We start from the raw sequence: 16,621 nt of genomic DNA, 5'->3' as shown, positions 1-16,621 counted from the left end.
CAAAATTTAGCAATATCCCCTAAACCGTAGAATTGAGTAGAATAGCCGTTGGAATAGCCGTTGGAGCCCGCAAGCAACGCAGAAAAGCCGCTGGTATTGTGGTCCCTATTGCTATTAATGCTTTGCCATCACTATTAACCGTAACCGCTGTTTTTAATGTTAGAAACTCTGTTTTTGGTGGTATATGCCAACCCGATGGAGCAATATTTCTACTGTCAGTTACAGCAGAATAATTATATAGATGACCATAAGTAGCACTATTTCCTGCACTATTATCATAATTACAATAAGCTCCACTCTGAATATTAATCCATTGATGGCCGTCGGTTAAATAGGGTATTGTGTCACCATTGCGGTATTTGGTAACTTTTAAGTTTTCTACCATCCACACTTGCGTGCCAATTGTTACGGTATGGTAAATGTTGCCGTCAATGTCGGTTACTGTGCCTTGCTGATTTGGCGGGTTGGTGATATTGCTATCATCTTTTTTACAACCGCTAATGAAAATAAATAACAATACTGAAAAACGAATAAATGTTTTCATATAATTCCTCCTTACTTTAATTTAGCAACGCTTTAACAAATTAAAGTCAGACACCCGCGCATTGCCGTAAAGCCAAATGCCTATCTATTAATTTCCCTGCTAATGTTTATTAATTCCGTTTTTTAATGTGTCTTTTTTTAAAACAAAAAAAGGACGCAACTTCCATTACATCCTTAATAGAGGCACTGCCGTGCCCGACTCAAAGACATAAGAAAGCGCGTCCAACATGGACGCATCTCTCTTGCTTGTTCTTGAGTCTTGTAACTTGGCAGTTTTCTGTTAAGAACAACGCAATAGCTGCGTTAATTATTTAGTTCGGCAATAGCCGTTAATAAAGTTTAGTTCATCTCCAAAATGTTATTTATAAATTTCTTTTCTATGTCCAACTTGAATGATTAAAACTTTCTGTAATAGATCGTCAATCTGGTAAATAACCCTGTAGTTGCCGAATCTAATTCTATATTCATCATCTCTTCCGGTTAATTTTCTTGTGCTTTTCATTCGCGGTTCGTTTTTAAGTTTCTGCAGCTTATCCCAAATTTTAATTTTATCATTTTGTGGTATCTTGTTAAAATCTTTTATTACTCTCTCTTTTAATTCGAGTGAATACATTATTATAGTTTAACTCTTTTTTGAAATTCTTCTTCCGAAATGTTAGAATCACTCTTTCTGTTCTGGATAATCTTGATGCACTCGTTATCCTCGATCAATTCCAACATCTCCTGATAAGTTTTATAGTCCACCAGCACGCTTTTAGGTCTACCACTTTTTGAATATATAATTTTCTCTTTGGTTTTTAATTCAAACATAGATGTTCCTTTTTGACTGTTATTTTTTCTTTTTTGTCGGATCGCTAGCATAAATACCCCGTTTGCTTTGAGTGACTATTTTATCTTGTGAGAATTTAATTTATTGGTAAATTAAAACCAAGTGATTATTAACATTTACTTGGAAATAATATCTTAGAGGTTTAGAGGCATTTTTTTGCAAAATGAAAAGGCAACCCGGAACCGAATTGCCTTTCTGAATAATTCTTAATTACAAAAATTATTTAGCTGCAGATAATTTATTGACGTGTTTTGTAAGAGCAGATTTTTTTCTGGCAACTGTATTTTTATGCATTCTGCCTTTTGAAGCTGTTTTATCTAGAAATGCAACTGCTTCTTTCAAAGATTCCTGTGCTTTTGCCGTGTCTTTTAAGTCGAATACTTTTTTAACAAGCGTTTTAATTTTTGTTAAAGCTGCTTTGTTTCTCTCTGCTCGTTTTTTAGTTGATCTAACTCTTTTTTTAGCTGATTTGTGATGCGCCATTAATAAAACCTTATTTTGTTGAAAATTGGGTCTAAATATAGCACTCAAGGGTTAACAAATCAAACTTAGAGTTGATTTACTTTTTTCTCAAACATAGTGTTATTATCTTTGCGCCACTTTAAGGATGAATTAGATCATTTATGCTCAAGATCAACGAAATATATTATTCTATCCAAGGGGAAAGTTCTAAAGCCGGACTGCCGTGCGTCTTTGTTAGATTAACCTACTGTAATCTTCGATGCTCTTACTGCGATACCGAATATGCATTCTACGATGGGAATGAAATGACTATTGATGCAATTATTGATCAAGTAAAAAAATATAATTACAAATTAGTCGAGATTACAGGCGGCGAACCCTTATTCCAAGATGAATGTTTTGAGTTGATGAAACAGCTTTGTGATGAAAGATTTGATGTTATGCTTGAAACCGGTGGAAGCTTACCGATTCAAAATGTAGATAAACGCGTAATGATAATTTTAGATTTGAAATGTCCATCAAGTAAAATGATGAAAAAAAATCTGTACGAAAATTTGGATTATATAAAACAATCCGATGAAATAAAATTTGTAATTGGTACGCTTGAAGATTATGAATGGGCAAAAGAAATCATTGGCAAATATAATTTGGTTAAAAAATGTTCAATTTTATTTTCTGTAGTTTTCGGCTTGTTTGAACCGGTAAAACTTGTAGAATGGATTTTAAAAGATAATTTAGAAGTACGATTTCAATTACAAGCGCATAAATTTATTTGGGAACCAAGCAAAAAGGGTGTTTAATGAAAATTGCTAAAGAGTTTACATGGGAGATGGGGCATCGTCTTCCTTTTCATACCGGTAAGTGTAAAAATCTTCACGGGCATTCCTACAAATGTATGGTTGAATTAACAGGCGATCCGGATAAAAACGGAATGGTAATGGATTATTACGATTTGAAAAAAGTAGTTGAACCGATTCTCGATGAGTTAGATCATGCTTTTATGGTTTGCAAGAAAGATATCGAAATGATTGAAGCCCTTGAGAAACTAAACTCACGTAAAGTTGTTGTTGATTTCGAAACAACTGCAGAAAATATTTGTGTTTATCTGCTTAATAAAATTAAATCAGCAAAACTTCCACAAAACATTCATTCGATTAAAGTACGTGTGCTTGAAACAGAAAATTCTTATGCTGAAGAAGAAACAAAAATTTAGTTTTTGATTTTTTTAATCTCTTCCACAACCTTTGGCAATATCTCTCCTGCTTTTCCAAACAAAGAATAATCTGCAAATCGAGATAATTCAGTTGGTTCGATATTAATTTCAACCAAATAAGAGCCGGCTCTCTTTGCGCTAATTGGAATGTGTGCTGCGGGATAAACAACTGCGCTGGTTCCAACAACAAAACAAATATCGCTCCACTCGGCAGCTTTTTCTCCTCCGCTAAATTCATCTTGAGGTAACATCTCGCCAAACCAAACTACATCGGGACGAACAAGTCCGCCGCACTTTTTACATTTTGGTACGGTGTTAGTTGTTTCAAGATCCGGAGAATTATAAAAAGTGTGGCACTCAATACAGAAATTTCTTTCAATGTTTCCGTGCAGTTCAAATATTTTTGTTGAACCGGCACGTCTATGCAGATTATCTATGTTTTGTGTAACGACTGATACTTCATAAAATTTTTCTAATTCTGCAATTGCAGTATGTCCTGCATTCGGCAGAGCATTGTTAACGATATTTCTTCTATGTTGATACCATTCCCAAACCAGATCGGGATTGCGAATGAATGCATCAAAGTTAGCAAGTTCTTCCGGTTTCATCTTGTTCCAGATTCCATCTTTACCGCGGAATGTTGAGATGCCGCTCTCTGCAGAGATTCCCGCACCTGTGAAGAACACAATTTTTTTTGCGTCTTTGAGTTTATCTAGAAATTCTTTTTTGAAATGCATTCGAAAAAAATGTTGTGGTTACAAATCTAATAACCTCGAAGGTCATAAAGAAAGACCCTCGAGGTTATAATGACAATAAAAATTTATTCGTTCTTAATATCGTTCAAAGTTTTCTTTGCTTCGGCTAATCTCTTCTCATCTTCTTGATGCTGGAATTGACAAGTAAGTGCCTTATTCAACATCTCGCGTGCAGTTTTGTAATCATCTTCGCGGATTAATGAATTAGCATAATCAACATAGAACATCATATAACCGGGATAAATCTCTATAGCTTTCTTGTATTCTGCAATAGCGATTTCATTATCAGCCCAGCCAAGACCAAGTATAGCTCTTGCCGGTTTCCATTTTTCACTTGTCTTAGCGTGTGTTCTTGCTAAAACATAATGAGCAACACCTTGAATAAAATTTCCGTCATTGCCCAACTGAATTGCTTTTTCAACATCAGCTCTAACGCTGTTAACAACTCCAGCTACAGAAAAGACACCCTTGAACAAAGCGATCTTTCCGTTTGCGATTGATTTACGTAAGAAACCAACAGACTGATCGGGTTTTTGTTTGATAGCTTTTTCCGCATAATCTAATGCCTTTTGAAAAACAGCAAGCTGCGCATCTTCTTGTTCGCCTGTACTTTTCGGCATCTTATCTGCAATGTCTACGTATGTGCGGGAAAGACGCCAGAGTACATCAAAATTATTTGCATCAGCTTTTTCTGCATTCTGCAGAACTTCCAGGGCTTTTTCATTATTAAATTGTTTATAATATTTTTCTGCATCTTCAATCGCTTGATCAACTGATTGAGCGATTGTTTTTGAAAATGCAACTGATAAAGCGAGGAATAGAAAAAGAATAAGCTTGTTTTGTTTTTTCATGTTGCTGTTCCTCTGTTGGTTTAAGAATTTGTAATTATGAATAATCATTTTCATTCGGTATGTATAAAGCAGTATTGGCGAGTGGAAGGAATCTAGTCCATCTTCCGCCTTTGTTTCTATCTGCTTCGATTGCTTTCTTATATGCATTTGTTTTAGCACTTAATTCATCTGCCTGGTAAAGTACAATTGCTTCAAGAGTGCGCGGTTCAACCGGAGAAGCAAATTCCAATTTACCCTGATGACTAAGAATCAAATGTATTAATTGATCTTTCAAATCTTCAGGAAAATTTTGAATTAATGCAGCAGCTTTTTCAACTTCTAAAGCACCAATCATAATATGTCCGATCAATTTTCCTTTGTCTGAATAATCAAAAACAGAATCGTATGTAAGTTCTTCTGTTTTACCAAAGTCATGCAGAAGTGCACCTGTAATTAAGAGATCTCTTTTTAATTCCGGATGAACAGTACACATCAATTCGCAGATTCTAATTATTTCTAAAGTGTGTTCTAATAATCCGTGAATATAAGCATGATGCCATCCTTTTCCGGCAGGAACTTTTGAATATTTTTCAAGCTTGCCATCTTTTAATATTACTTTTATCAACTGATTGAGAAACGGATTCTTAATTGATGCTATAACTTGATCTAATTCATTAAACATTTCAGAAAGTGATCTTTGAGATTTCGGAAGAAAATCTTCGGGCTTAACATTATCGCTTTCTTTTGCCGGACTAATTTTTCCGATCCTAATCTGTAAAGCACCTTTAAAATCTTCTATTTGTCCCGTGACTTTAACTACAGTTCCTTCTTTTAGTTTTTTTGAATACTCCTCTGCATTATCCCAAACTTTTGATGGGAGTGCCGAAGACTTATCGCGCAATTCAAGATTAAGGAATTGTTTTCCATTGATGGAAGTTTTGACTTCACATTTGGTGACAATAAGAAACATTGTAAATTCATCACCGATGGATAAATCATTAAGTTCTTTTTGATCAAGCATAATACATCATAAAATGGGTATGTAAATATGATTCAATTTACTAAAAAATAATCTGATCTGCTTGAAGCATGTAATGATGGAAGAATTACTTTTCAAGAATTTTGAAACCACTTTCTTTCGGCAGTCGTACCATAATGGAGCGATGTATTAGATCAACAGAAACTGCAAGCCATTTATCTTCTTGTGTTCCCGTTACAACTCCAATAACGCTATTCGAGTATAAGAAAATTCTTAGTATAAACATTCTCTTATCATTTGGATGAACTTATCATTATCTACAGGCTTTGTAATAATTCTATCAACACCCAGCTTATTATATTTTTTTGATATATCATCATTTAGTTTTGTCGATATAACAATAACCGGGACTGTTCTATTAGATTCTTTTTTCTGAATAGCTTCCACTAATTGTATTCCGTTCATTAACTGCATATCGTGATCGGTAATAATAATTGTAGGAATAATATCATGGTATAATCCGATTGCTTGATAACCGTTATCGGCAAATTTAACTTCAAAATTTGGTAACGCTTGCTCAATAATATTTTTATAAAGTGTACGTACTTCTTTGTCGTCCTCAACTAAAAGAATAATATTTTTAGATTCGGCTACGGTGAAATGGAATTCACTTCCTTCACCTATTTGTGTGTAAAACCAAATCTGTCCGCCATGTTTATCAATAATTTCTTTTACAAGAGTTAAACCAAGTCCGCTTCCTCTTTCGCCCGTAGTACCAACAAGAGAAAATTTTTGATCTATCTTAAAAAGTTTTGTTTGATTCTCTTCGGCAATTCCTAAACCTTCATCCCGTATAACTATTTCAATCATTCCTTCCTTAAAGCGGCTTGAAGAAACCAACACTTCTTTACCTTCGGGTGTAAACTTGATTGCGTTGCTTGTTAAATTATAAACAGCCTGGCTTATAAGACGCTCATCAGCATTAATATTTAAGTCGGTAGGAATATCAATTTTTACATCAATATTTTTTCGAACAGCATCGCCTGTTAAAGGAGTGATCGCATTGGAGACCATAGTTTTAACATTTAAGCGAACGGGATCAATTTTAATTCTTCCGGTTTGCAAACGCGACCAATCAAGTAAACAGTTGATTAATTCAAGTTGACTTTTCGATGCATCATAAATATAACGCAGATATTCATTCTTTTCGTCTTCAGTTAGATCTTGTTCGTTAAGAAGAATTTCTGAAAATCCCAGCAGAGTAGTAAACGGAGCGCGCAAATCGTGAGAAATAATGGAAATGAATTTATCTTTAGTTGTATTAAGTTCTTTTAGTGCATCGTGTGATTTCTGGAGTTCGTTCTCATTGATTCTTATGTCAGTGATATTTTGAACAACACTTTTAACTGCAAGTATTGTAGAACTTTTTGTTGCTCTCTCTACATTGATTAATTCCTTTAACCAAATTTCTCTACCATCTTTATGTTTGATTTTATAGATAAGATCAAGTGTGTTGAGTTTATCATTATCATAAAATTCCACTAGCTCTTTAGTTATTCTTGGCTTATCGTCAGAGGTAATTAATGAATAATGACTTTCCGGTAATTTTTTTATTTCTGAAGGGGAATATCCTGTAACAAGTTGTACAGAATCGGAAACAAAGTTTTCATTAGAACCGTTGAAATACTTGACAGTGAAGAAGATACCGTTAAGGCCTCTGTTAAAGTTCTCTAGGGTTTTGAAATCAATCTTGTTCGGTTCCATTCCTCTCGCAATTCGGTGAGTACTAAATCAAATATAATAAATAATTTCAATTTAATTATTAGAGAATATATTCAGCAGATTTGATGAAGTAGATATAAAGAAAATCACACTTATAAAAAGGATTTACTATTTATTCTTCTTCTTTAGATGATTTGGTTGGAATATTCAACTCATCCATCTTTCTGTACAGTGATGAAAGACCGATCTCTAAAGCTTTAGCAGCTTCATCTTTATTGTAGTCGAACTTTCTAATTGTTTTAAGAATATGCTCGTGTTCAAAATCTCTTAGTGCATCTTTTAAGGAATCCGGATATCCAAGCTGAGTATTTCCTTTAATGTGTTCTGCTAGGTCGTTAACTGTTAGATATTCTTTCCCGGCAAAAATAATTGCCCGTTCAATTACATTTTCTAATTCACGAACACCGCCGCGCCAGTCATGATACAAAAGCACTTTCATTGTTTCATTATCAACACCAAGAATTTTTTTACCCATTTCATTACAATATTTTTCAATAAAATGATTGACAAGAAGCGGGATATCTTCTTTACGGTCGTTGAGAGTCGGGAGTTTTATTTCAACTACATTCAATCGGTAAAAAAGATCTTCTCTAAACTCTCCGGCTTTTGTTTTTTCAAAGAGATCTTGGTTTGTTGCAGCAATAATTCTAACATCCGTACTAACGGATTTGATTCCTCCAACAGGAATAAATTCTTTGTCTTCAATAGCTCGTAAAAGTTTTACTTGCAGATTAAGAGGAAGTTCGCCAATCTCATCTAAGAACAGTGTTCCGCCATCGGCAACTTTAAAAAGTCCAAGTTTATCATCTGTTGCTCCAGTGAACGCGCCTTTTTTATGCCCGAAGAGTTCACTCTCTATTAAGTTTTCAGAAATGGCTCCACAGTTTATTGGAAGAAATATTTTTTCTTTTCTGCTACTATTATGATGAATTGCCTTTGCAACAAGTTCTTTACCGGTACCGCTTTTGCCAAAGATCAATACATTAGAATTTGTCGGCGCTACGCGTTTAATTAATTCAAAAACTTTTTTCATCGGCTCACTTCTACCGATTAAATTAGTAAACCCGGTATCGAGTGATATTCTTTGACGTAAAGATTTATTTTCTGCAGCAAGTTTCTTAAACTCAATCAGCCGTTTTACACGTATAATCACATCATCAAACTCGACCGGTTTGATTAAATAATCATACGCACCTTGGCGTAGGGAATCAATCGCAGTTTTAACCGAGGCATAAGCAGTCATTATTATAAAAAAAGTTTCGGGTGATATTTTGGAAGCGGATTCTAAAAGCTGCATTCCGTCCATTCGGGGCATTTTAATGTCCGTTATTACAACATCGTAAACATCTTCTTGAAGTCTTTGAAGTGCGTCTTCGCCGTCGCTTGCAACTGTTGTAGAATATCCTTCATCATCTAAAACTAATTTGAGTGAATCGCGTATTGGTTTCTCGTCATCAACAATTAAAATTTTTGCCGGCATTATTTCTCCGTCAGTTGTTATGAATGGGAAGAACTATAGTAAATGTACTTCCTTCGTTTAATTTACTTTTAACTTTTATTTCGCCATTAAATTTTTTTATAATTCCGTAACTAACGGAAAGACCCAGCCCGGTGCCTTTACCAACTTCTTTTGTTGTGAAGAACGGATCAAATATTTTTTCTAATGTTGCTTCGTCCATACCGCATCCGTCATCGCTTAATTCAATATAAATATTCTTTAAGTCAAAATTCGATTTTACCGCAATAATTCCGTTACCGTTAATTGCATCAAGTGCATTTATCAGAATGTTTACAAACACTTGGAGAAGCTGGTCGGCTGCAATATTTATATTTGGAAGATTTTTTTTCAAATCTGTTTCAAAATTAACTTTACGAACCCGCTTGTCATATTTTACAATTCCCAAAGCAGTTTTAATAACATCGGTAACATCTTGATCCGATGTTTCATAACTGGGTGGGCGGGAGAAATCAACAAGCTCTCGCACAATTTTTGTAATGCGGTCAATGTTTTCTTTTATATTAACAAGCTGTTCATTCATAAATGAATCTTGGCTTTTCCTCTGAAGTATTTGTACAAGAGAAGAAATTGAAGTTAACGGATTTCCAATCTCGTGAGCAACACCGGCGGCAATCTGTCCTATAACCGCTAATTTTTCCGATTGATCTATTTGTGCTTGAAGACGCTTGAACTCAGTATGATCTTTAATAATAACAGAACGTCCGGCATACTCATTTTTTTTATTTGGCAATCTTGATACACTTAATCGCACACTTATAATATCACCGCTTTTGGTTTTTCTTTCAGTCTCAAGAATTAAAGATTGTCCGTTTCTTTTAACATCATTTTGAATTCTATAGAGTTCATCTACATATTTATTTCCTACAGGTAAAAGTAATGAAGAGGGTTTTCCAATAACTTCAGCATCTGAAAATCCAAATATTTTTTCAGCACCTTTGTTCCATGAAATAAAAATCTCATTATCATCAACCATCATTATAGCCTGGTCCGAAGTGTATAATATATTAGTTAAATATAGATTACTTAGTTCAAGTTTGGATGCAAGACGGTCACGGTCGCCTTCCAACTCTTTCATTTTTGTCTCTTGATGTAGCATACCGTAACGTGCATAGATCTTTTCAATCAACTCATCAAAGAAGCCGAGTAAAATTACCGGATCGGTGTTTTCTGCTTTATCTTTTTCAATGCAATTAAGCACGGCAAATCTTCCGCAGCTAAAGAGCTGACTAACTTCTAAAAGATTTAAATTGGAATTTGAGAATAGCGTATAGATATCAATCAAGTACTGATCTGCCGAACTGTAATCACCGGTTTCCATTACATCTAAAATCGTATTAAGACTATTTTCAACAAAAGTGTGAATTTGTGTTTCGGTAAGCTTACTGTTGGTTTGAATAAGCTGCGCCGTCCAATTTTCAATTATGGCAATAAAATGTTTTTTTATGAGTTCGGTTAATAATTTTTTCATATATCCTAAAAATTATACTTAACAGATCAGATGAAATGAGGTGAGCCCTCAATTAAATCGCATGAAAAATAATGAAAGTGGCTCTATAAAGAAAGATGATTAGTTTATATAATAGCACGCATCAATTTTTATGGAACAGAAAAAATCAGTTTATGTATAAGAAACAGTTTGATTATCTTTGAACAAACAGAGAGAGGTATATTATGAAAAAAGTTATTTATACTTTTATTACCGCTTTAATTATTTCACAGACTTTTTTTGCCGCAGATAATATTTTAGTTAAACCGTCTCTCTTGAACGTTAAGATTTTTTTGAGAGGTGCTCAATTAAGTTATTCTGCAAGCGTTAAAGTTGATAAAGGTTTTAATGATATTGTTTTTACCGGATTGGCATCTAACATTGATAGAAACAGCATTAATGTTTCGGCAAAAGGAGACGCAATCATTATGTCGGTTGTCCAGCGCTTCGACTATTTACGCATTGCGGAAAAAACTCCTCAGATAAAAATGCTGGAAGATTCTCTCGAATCACAGAATAAATCTTTAGCTTTTAATCAAAATGAAATAGATGTTTTGAAATCCGAAATTGAATTAATCCTCGCAAATAAAAATATTGGAAATGAAAAAGTCGGCGTTTCTGTTACGGAGTTACAGAAAATGGCTGAGTTCTACCGGAAGCGTCTTCCGGAAATAAAAAATAAAATGTTCGATCTAACATTGAATGCAAAAAAAACCCAGAAGAATATTGAACGGATACAAAATCAATTGAATGAACTGAACAATCAATTAAACAAACCAACTAATGAAATTGTAGTTACAGTTTCAGGTAAAACTTCAGGTACGGTTGAAATAGATCTATCATATTTGATTTATGACGCCGGGTGGCAACCTGCTTACGATGTTAGAGTTGATAAAATAAATTCCCCCGCACAATTGAGTTACAAGGCAAATGTTTGGCAGAACAGCGGATTCGATTGGAAAAATATTGAGATCGTTCTTTCCACAAGAAACCCAAATGTAAATAACAATAAGCCGGAACTTTATCCTTGGTTTATAGATTTTATGCGTCCGGTTGCATATCGTGAAATGATGAAATCCGGTGTTGCTGCAAACGCTGTTGTTTCACAGGCACAAATGCCAATTAAAGACGAAGCATCTCAAGCAGAAACAATGGCAAATTATTTTGAGGTTGTTGAAACACAACTCTCGGTTGAATTTACTCCAACAATAAAATATTCAATTCCTTCAGATAGCAAACCGCATTCGGTTGCACTGCAGGATTTTTCCGTCCCCGTTAAGTATGAATATTATGCCTCTCCAAAACTGGACAACAACGCATTTCTTGTCGCACGTTTAACAGATTGGACAGATTATAATTTATTACCCGGGCAAGCCAACATCTATTTCGAAAACTCTTATGTCGGGCAATCTTTGATTAATCCGGCAACTACAAAAGATACACTTTCGTTGTCACTCGGCAGAGATCAGAATATTTCTGTCTCCCGCGATGTGCTGAAAGATTTTTCGGAAGATAAATTTTTGAGCAGTAATGTTGAGAGAACATTTGCGTTCGATATTAAAATTAAGAACAACAAAAAAGCATCAGTTAAAATTGTTGTAGAAGATCAAATCCCAATCTCCAAGAATGAAGATATCGTTGTGAAGATGATTGATTCATCCGGTGCTGTCTATGATCAGCAAAGCGGAAAATTAAAATGGGCGATTGAAATTGAAGCGGGGAAATCAATTTCTAAAAAGATGGTTTATTCAGTAAAGTACCCGGGAGATAAACAAATCCAAGGATTGTAAAATTCATTTCAACTAGTTGGGGGCTGAATATTTTCAGCTCCTACTTTTAAAACTTCTAAACACAAAAACAAACTGTCTGAAAAAAAATATTAGAGATTTTTTCCACCATAATTAGGAAACGGTAATATTTGGTTTTACTCTTCTAAGTTTTTCAATATTTTTCTGTTCACTTTCATAAACTTTTTTTATTCCGTCACCAAGAGCTTTTTCGATATCCCGTATATCATGAACAAGCTTCTGCATACCCGATACTTCCACCGATGCTGCTTGATCGGTTCCCCACATTGCACGATCGAGCGTAATATGCCGTTCAACAAATCTTGCCCCAATTGCAACGGCAGCAAGCGTTGGCGACAAACCTGTCTCATGCCCTGAATAACCTATAGGAACTTCAGGAAAAATTTCTTTGTAAGTCCCGATTACCTGTAAATTTAATTCCTCAACAGGACACGGATATGTAGATGTTGCTTGTGCGATCAAAAGATTTTCGGTACCGAGAATCAAAACAGCTTCTTCAATTTCCTGAATAGTTGACATACCGGTTGATATGATAACTGGTCTGCCTGTTGCTTTTATTTTTCGAAGAAGAGAATGATCAGTTAAAGATGCGGACGGAACCTTGTAAATCAAAGGTTTGAACTTTTCTAAAAAATCTACAGAGTTTTCATCCCACGGTGAAGCGAACCAATCAATTCCTTTTTCTCTACAATAACCGTCTATCTCAAGAAATTCTTCAAATCCAAATTCAACTTTGTGACGATATTCGATATAAGTTATTCTTCCCCATGGTGTATCGCGCTCAACATACCATTGATCTTTAGGAACACAAAGTTCAGGTGTTCGTTTTTGAAATTTTACAGCATCACATCCGGCATATACAGCTCCGTCAATCAGTCTTTTTGCTAATTCCAAAGAGCCGTTGTGATTGATTCCAATCTCAGCAATAACATAAACGGGCTGATCTTCGCCTATGAATTTGTTACCGATCTTAACTTTGTTTGGCATTACTATCGTCCTTTCTAAATACTTTCTTTTTTGTTTTAGCTTCGATGATTAATTCTGCAAAATCACGGAACGCTCCGTTGCCGCCTTTACTATCAACAATAATGTCGGCAATATTTTTAGCAAACATAGTTGCGTCTTTGGGACAGGCTGTTAATCCGGCAAGTTTCATTATGGTAACATCGTTTGAGTCATCACCAATGTAAGCAACTTCTTCCGCTTTTAAATTTCTTCTGGATAATATTTCATTGAATACTTCATCTTTACGATTGATTCCCAAATGTATTTCTTTCATTTGAAGTTTGTTAGCACGCACACGTACAATTTCAGTGTCTTCACCGGTTACTATTCCGGTTTCAACGTTGGCATATTTTCTTAAACGTTCAACACCCATTCCGTCACGAATAGAAAAACGTTTCATCATTTCTCCCTGAGAAGAGTAGTAAACACCTGTATCGGTTAAAACGCCGTCGCAATCTGCTAATACTAATTTTATTTTTGAAGCACGTTTTAATAGCTGTTTTTTTGTAAGTTTTTTCTTTGCCATTTTAAGTTCCTAAGTAACTGAGAATATATTTAAGGTTCATCATAATACTGCGTACTTCATGAATTAACCCCACGATTTATCGTGGGGTAACACAACAATTAGATTAGGGCTTTAGCCATGATGATTAAACCCGAACTTTGTTATAAATTTCTCATACTCACTCTTGAATGTTATTTTTTTATGATGTTCTTCTTGACTTTTGATGTAGTCCCGAACTTTATTTAGCATTGATTCACTGACAGATACCGCAAAGTACTCATCCGCCCATTCCAATTTCGATTTTAGCAACGAGTTTTTATTTGCCCAATATGCGGCTTCCCCTTTTATCAGTTGCATAACTTTTGCGATCGTCATATCTGCATTTAATGCTAACAAGCAGTGTATGTGATCTAAATCTCCATTAATGAAATCAATATAAATCTGCTTCTCTTTTGCGTTCTCCCTCACATGCTGAAAAAGTTGTTTTCTAACATCTTTAGAGAGAACGCGCTCATGGTTCTTCGTACACCAAACTGCATGTATCCATATTTTAACGTTTGACATAATTTTTGTTATGGCTAAAGCCATGTGTTGTTTTTAGTATTGCCATCCCCACGCTGAAGCGTGGGGTTTATGGATAGAAATATCTGCTTGGTATTCATGATATAGGTGCGCTTCATTATGATTAACCTTATTTATTTACCAGCAAGTCCAACCGCCATCTACTATTAAATTAGCTCCCGTCATATAACTTGATGCGTCGCTTGCAAGAAAAATTAATGCGCCTTTGTAATCCGTCGGTTTTGCCATTCTTCCTAAAGGAGTTTTAGAAGAATATTTTTCGATGAAGAATTCATCTTGATTATTTTCTACTCCGCCCGGCGTTAAAGTATTTACACGAACGCCGTCTTTTCCCCAATAAGCAGCAAGATATTTAGTAAACATTATAACTGCGCCTTTAGTAGCAGAATAAGCAGGCGGTTTGAAGAATGATTGAGTCCCATCTTTTTTTATGTAGAGCGATTGGTCAGGTGCCGTAATGCCGTATGTAGAAGCTATATTAATAATACTTCCGCTTTTCTGTTTTGCCATTTCAGTTCCAAGAATTTGCGAACACAAAAATATTCCGGTTAAGTTAACATCAATTGATTTTTGCCAAAGCTCAAGCGGATAATTTTCAAACTTTGATTGCTCGGTTGCAACTTTTGGATTTTCGAACATATCGTTTATCGCTGCATTGTTAACGAGGATATCAATATGTCCGAACTGATTCAGCACTTTATCCCGCAAATTTTTAATTGAATCCGAATTTGTAACATCAAGTTCTAAACAGAGCGATTTTGTTTGAAGCGACTTTGCAAATTCTATGCACTTGACTTCATTAAGATCTGCAACAATAACATTTGCACCGGCTTCGCTTAATGCTTTACAATGTTCTTTCCCGATTAATCCTAATGCACCGGTTACAATTGCAACTTTATTTTTGAGTGAAAACAATTCCATTTATAAAATCCTTCAATTAACTCAACGTTCTTCGTTCTACACGCTGACTATTTCTTCATTGGCTTCATATTAAAATTATCAACTTTCCTAAACACAGGTTGTACAGGAATCCCGTGTAATGATTCTTTTAATTTATTTTCTTGAACAGCTTTTTTCAGAATTAAAAGAGATTCTTCCAAAGCTTGAAGTGTGTAATCAACATCTGTATCACTGTGTGAGAATGACATATTAAAAAATCCTTGCCAGAGAATTCCGCGTTTGATCATTTCCTGCTGCATCAAAGATTTTTGAATTAGCGGATCCCCGGCTTTTTCATCAAACGTTGCTATCGAACGCCAATTGTAGCCAATTGTTTTTGTGAAATCCAATCCCAATTTATTAACAATAGAATTATATCCGTCTTTTAATTTTTTTCCTTGATCATTTAAAAACTTTGGCACATTCTTATCACGTAATTCCTTAATTGTCGCTTTAGTTGCCGCAAGAGATAAAGCTTCACCACCGAAAGTTGTGTAAAAGAAAATATCTTCATCTGCAAGATCCATTATTTTTCTTTTGCCAGTTAGAATTGAAATCGGCATACCATTAGCAACTGCTTTAGAATATGTTGCGAGATCGGGAGTAATTCCAAAATATTCTTGAGCGCCTCCAAGAGCCATTCTAAATCCCGTCCACATTTCATCGAAGATCAAAACTATTCCTTTTTGTTCGCATAACTCTGCAAGCTTGTGAAGAAAGTTATCTTTCGGTTCAGCGAACACAACCGGCTCAAGAATTATTGCAGCAACATCGTCATCAATTGAATTCTTTACAGAATCAATATCATTATAATTAAATGTAAATGAAAGAGCCTGCACTGCTTCGGGAATACCATGATTGCGTGCGGTAACTGCGATATACCAATCATGCCAGCCGTGGTAACCGCAGCATAATATTTTATTTTTTCCCGTATAGGCACGAGCAAGGCGGACAGCAGCACTTGTTGCATCAGCCCCGGTTTTACTGTAACGGACTGCTTCTGCATTCGGAATAATATCCCGAATCATTTCAGCAACTTCAACTTCGAGCGGGTGCATCATTGAAAATGTAATTCCGTCTTCCAATTGTTTTTTAATTGCTTCATCAACTTTTGTATAAGCATAACCAAGAGATAGAGGACCAACACCCATCATGTAATCAATATATTCGTTACTATCAACATCCCAAACATGAGAGCCTTTTCCTCTTACCAAATATTTCGGTGCAACTCCGTTTATCCATTGTCCCGGACCTTTTGCAAGTGTTTGGGTAACGGAAGGAATTAATCCTAGTGCACGATTGTAAAGCTCGTTGGATTTTTTTATTTCAGGGAAATTGTTGTTTAGAGATAATTTATTAGCCATTGAAAAAACTCCGCTAATAG

19 protein-coding genes are annotated in these 16,621 nt (G+C 35.1%); 3 read left to right on the top strand and 16 right to left on the bottom strand.

Going from position 1 to position 16,621, the window contains the following annotated elements:
- Window positions 1-19: 19 nt before the first annotated feature.
- The 4 genes from NTZ27_08250 to rpsT all read right to left on the bottom strand — a co-directional run bounded on the left by NTZ27_08250 (window position 20) and on the right by rpsT (window position 1,855).
- Complete coding sequence (locus NTZ27_08250; GenBank protein ID MCX6174724.1) at window positions 20-544, bottom strand: fibrobacter succinogenes major paralogous domain-containing protein; 525 nt, start codon at window positions 542-544, stop codon at window positions 20-22.
- Between the two features lie 357 nt (window positions 545-901).
- Window positions 902-1,156: a type II toxin-antitoxin system RelE/ParE family toxin gene (locus NTZ27_08245; GenBank protein ID MCX6174723.1), complete on the bottom strand. Its 255-nt coding sequence runs from the start codon at window positions 1,154-1,156 to the stop codon at window positions 902-904.
- A 2-nt stretch (window positions 1,157-1,158) separates the two neighbouring features.
- Window positions 1,159-1,404, bottom strand: a complete 246-nt coding sequence (locus NTZ27_08240) for a hypothetical protein (GenBank protein MCX6174722.1) — start codon at window positions 1,402-1,404, stop codon at window positions 1,159-1,161.
- 187 nt (window positions 1,405-1,591) lie between these two features.
- Entirely contained in the window at window positions 1,592-1,855 is a 264-nt protein-coding gene (gene rpsT / locus NTZ27_08235; protein MCX6174721.1) for a 30S ribosomal protein S20, read from the bottom strand.
- Between the two features lie 140 nt (window positions 1,856-1,995).
- On the opposite strand from rpsT, the gene NTZ27_08230 reads away from it, so the two are divergent.
- Together NTZ27_08230 and queD are read left to right on the top strand one after the other, a co-directional pair.
- Entirely contained in the window at window positions 1,996-2,634 is a 639-nt protein-coding gene (locus NTZ27_08230; GenBank protein ID MCX6174720.1) for a radical SAM protein, read from the top strand.
- Complete coding sequence (queD, locus tag NTZ27_08225; GenBank protein MCX6174719.1) at window positions 2,634-3,047, top strand: 6-carboxytetrahydropterin synthase QueD; 414 nt, start codon at window positions 2,634-2,636, stop codon at window positions 3,045-3,047. The genes NTZ27_08230 and queD overlap by 1 nt, the downstream gene beginning before the upstream one ends.
- Here the strand turns inward: queD and NTZ27_08220 are convergent.
- The 7 genes from NTZ27_08220 to NTZ27_08190 all read right to left on the bottom strand — a co-directional run bounded on the left by NTZ27_08220 (window position 3,044) and on the right by NTZ27_08190 (window position 10,380).
- Window positions 3,044-3,784 carry an NAD-dependent deacylase gene (locus NTZ27_08220; protein ID MCX6174718.1) on the bottom strand — a complete coding sequence of 247 codons (741 nt, stop codon included), beginning with the start codon at window positions 3,782-3,784 and terminating at the stop codon, window positions 3,044-3,046. The genes queD and NTZ27_08220 overlap by 4 nt on opposite strands.
- Before the next feature lie 83 nt (window positions 3,785-3,867).
- Window positions 3,868-4,653 (bottom strand): hypothetical protein, encoded by a 786-nt coding sequence (locus NTZ27_08215; GenBank protein MCX6174717.1) that lies wholly within the window; start codon window positions 4,651-4,653, stop codon window positions 3,868-3,870.
- Between the two features lie 34 nt (window positions 4,654-4,687).
- Entirely contained in the window at window positions 4,688-5,653 is a 966-nt protein-coding gene (locus tag NTZ27_08210; protein ID MCX6174716.1) for an HD domain-containing protein, read from the bottom strand.
- 85 nt (window positions 5,654-5,738) lie between these two features.
- The gene (locus NTZ27_08205) at window positions 5,739-5,897 is read right to left on the bottom strand and encodes a hypothetical protein (GenBank protein ID MCX6174715.1); all 159 of its coding nucleotides are present in this window, start codon (window positions 5,895-5,897) and stop codon (window positions 5,739-5,741) included.
- Window positions 5,885-7,375: a response regulator gene (locus tag NTZ27_08200; GenBank protein ID MCX6174714.1), complete on the bottom strand. Its 1,491-nt coding sequence runs from the start codon at window positions 7,373-7,375 to the stop codon at window positions 5,885-5,887. The genes NTZ27_08205 and NTZ27_08200 overlap by 13 nt, the downstream gene beginning before the upstream one ends.
- Before the next feature lie 130 nt (window positions 7,376-7,505).
- Window positions 7,506-8,873 (bottom strand): sigma-54 dependent transcriptional regulator, encoded by a 1,368-nt coding sequence (locus NTZ27_08195; GenBank protein ID MCX6174713.1) that lies wholly within the window; start codon window positions 8,871-8,873, stop codon window positions 7,506-7,508.
- Between the two features lie 10 nt (window positions 8,874-8,883).
- Entirely contained in the window at window positions 8,884-10,380 is a 1,497-nt protein-coding gene (locus NTZ27_08190) for an ATP-binding protein (GenBank protein ID MCX6174712.1), read from the bottom strand.
- A gap of 203 nt (window positions 10,381-10,583) precedes the next feature.
- On the opposite strand from NTZ27_08190, the gene NTZ27_08185 reads away from it, so the two are divergent.
- Window positions 10,584-12,188, top strand: coding sequence for a mucoidy inhibitor MuiA family protein (locus NTZ27_08185; GenBank protein MCX6174711.1), 1,605 nt, complete (start codon window positions 10,584-10,586; stop codon window positions 12,186-12,188).
- A 111-nt stretch (window positions 12,189-12,299) separates the two neighbouring features.
- Here NTZ27_08185 and NTZ27_08180 read toward each other — a convergent pair whose 3' ends face one another.
- From NTZ27_08180 to NTZ27_08160, 5 genes are all read right to left on the bottom strand, one after another.
- Window positions 12,300-13,193: an N-acetylneuraminate synthase family protein gene (locus NTZ27_08180; protein ID MCX6174710.1), complete on the bottom strand. Its 894-nt coding sequence runs from the start codon at window positions 13,191-13,193 to the stop codon at window positions 12,300-12,302.
- Window positions 13,177-13,737, bottom strand: coding sequence for an HAD hydrolase family protein (locus tag NTZ27_08175; protein MCX6174709.1), 561 nt, complete (start codon window positions 13,735-13,737; stop codon window positions 13,177-13,179). Before NTZ27_08175 ends, NTZ27_08180 begins: the two co-directional genes overlap by 17 nt.
- Before the next feature lie 111 nt (window positions 13,738-13,848).
- Window positions 13,849-14,280: an IS200/IS605 family transposase gene (tnpA, locus tag NTZ27_08170; GenBank protein ID MCX6174708.1), complete on the bottom strand. Its 432-nt coding sequence runs from the start codon at window positions 14,278-14,280 to the stop codon at window positions 13,849-13,851.
- A gap of 135 nt (window positions 14,281-14,415) precedes the next feature.
- On the bottom strand, window positions 14,416-15,219 hold the full coding sequence (locus NTZ27_08165; GenBank protein ID MCX6174707.1) for an SDR family oxidoreductase: 804 nt from the start codon (window positions 15,217-15,219) through the stop codon (window positions 14,416-14,418).
- Between the two features lie 47 nt (window positions 15,220-15,266).
- Window positions 15,267-16,601 (bottom strand): aminotransferase class III-fold pyridoxal phosphate-dependent enzyme, encoded by a 1,335-nt coding sequence (locus tag NTZ27_08160; GenBank protein ID MCX6174706.1) that lies wholly within the window; start codon window positions 16,599-16,601, stop codon window positions 15,267-15,269.
- Window positions 16,602-16,621 lie beyond the last annotated feature (20 nt).

The sequence above is a fragment of the Ignavibacteriales bacterium genome, assembly GCA_026390775.1.
Taxonomy (GTDB): Bacteria; Bacteroidota; Ignavibacteria; order Ignavibacteriales; family Melioribacteraceae; genus Fen-1258.
The sequence above is the reverse complement of the archived record's forward strand: the minus strand, read 5'-3'. Positions and strand labels throughout refer to the sequence as shown.

Coding starts and splice junctions, on each gene's coding strand:
- NTZ27_08180 (MCX6174710.1), bottom strand. CDS start 13,193: ATGCCAAACAAAGTTAAGATCGGTAACAAATTCATAGGCGAAGATCAG.
- queD (MCX6174719.1), top strand. CDS start 2,634: ATGAAAATTGCTAAAGAGTTTACATGGGAGATGGGGCATCGTCTTCCT.
- NTZ27_08175 (MCX6174709.1), bottom strand. CDS start 13,737: ATGGCAAAGAAAAAACTTACAAAAAAACAGCTATTAAAACGTGCTTCA.
- NTZ27_08195 (MCX6174713.1), bottom strand. CDS start 8,873: ATGCCGGCAAAAATTTTAATTGTTGATGACGAGAAACCAATACGCGAT.
- NTZ27_08250 (MCX6174724.1), bottom strand. CDS start 544: ATGAAAACATTTATTCGTTTTTCAGTATTGTTATTTATTTTCATTAGC.
- NTZ27_08205 (MCX6174715.1), bottom strand. CDS start 5,897: ATGTTTATACTAAGAATTTTCTTATACTCGAATAGCGTTATTGGAGTT.
- NTZ27_08245 (MCX6174723.1), bottom strand. CDS start 1,156: ATGTATTCACTCGAATTAAAAGAGAGAGTAATAAAAGATTTTAACAAG.
- NTZ27_08240 (MCX6174722.1), bottom strand. CDS start 1,404: ATGCTAGCGATCCGACAAAAAAGAAAAAATAACAGTCAAAAAGGAACA.
- NTZ27_08230 (MCX6174720.1), top strand. CDS start 1,996: ATGCTCAAGATCAACGAAATATATTATTCTATCCAAGGGGAAAGTTCT.
- NTZ27_08185 (MCX6174711.1), top strand. CDS start 10,584: ATGAAAAAAGTTATTTATACTTTTATTACCGCTTTAATTATTTCACAG.
- NTZ27_08220 (MCX6174718.1), bottom strand. CDS start 3,784: ATGCATTTCAAAAAAGAATTTCTAGATAAACTCAAAGACGCAAAAAAA.
- tnpA (MCX6174708.1), bottom strand. CDS start 14,280: ATGTCAAACGTTAAAATATGGATACATGCAGTTTGGTGTACGAAGAAC.
- NTZ27_08210 (MCX6174716.1), bottom strand. CDS start 5,653: ATGCTTGATCAAAAAGAACTTAATGATTTATCCATCGGTGATGAATTT.
- rpsT (MCX6174721.1), bottom strand. CDS start 1,855: ATGGCGCATCACAAATCAGCTAAAAAAAGAGTTAGATCAACTAAAAAA.
- NTZ27_08160 (MCX6174706.1), bottom strand. CDS start 16,601: ATGGCTAATAAATTATCTCTAAACAACAATTTCCCTGAAATAAAAAAA.
- NTZ27_08190 (MCX6174712.1), bottom strand. CDS start 10,380: ATGAAAAAATTATTAACCGAACTCATAAAAAAACATTTTATTGCCATA.
- NTZ27_08215 (MCX6174717.1), bottom strand. CDS start 4,653: ATGAAAAAACAAAACAAGCTTATTCTTTTTCTATTCCTCGCTTTATCA.
- NTZ27_08200 (MCX6174714.1), bottom strand. CDS start 7,375: ATGGAACCGAACAAGATTGATTTCAAAACCCTAGAGAACTTTAACAGA.
- NTZ27_08165 (MCX6174707.1), bottom strand. CDS start 15,219: ATGGAATTGTTTTCACTCAAAAATAAAGTTGCAATTGTAACCGGTGCA.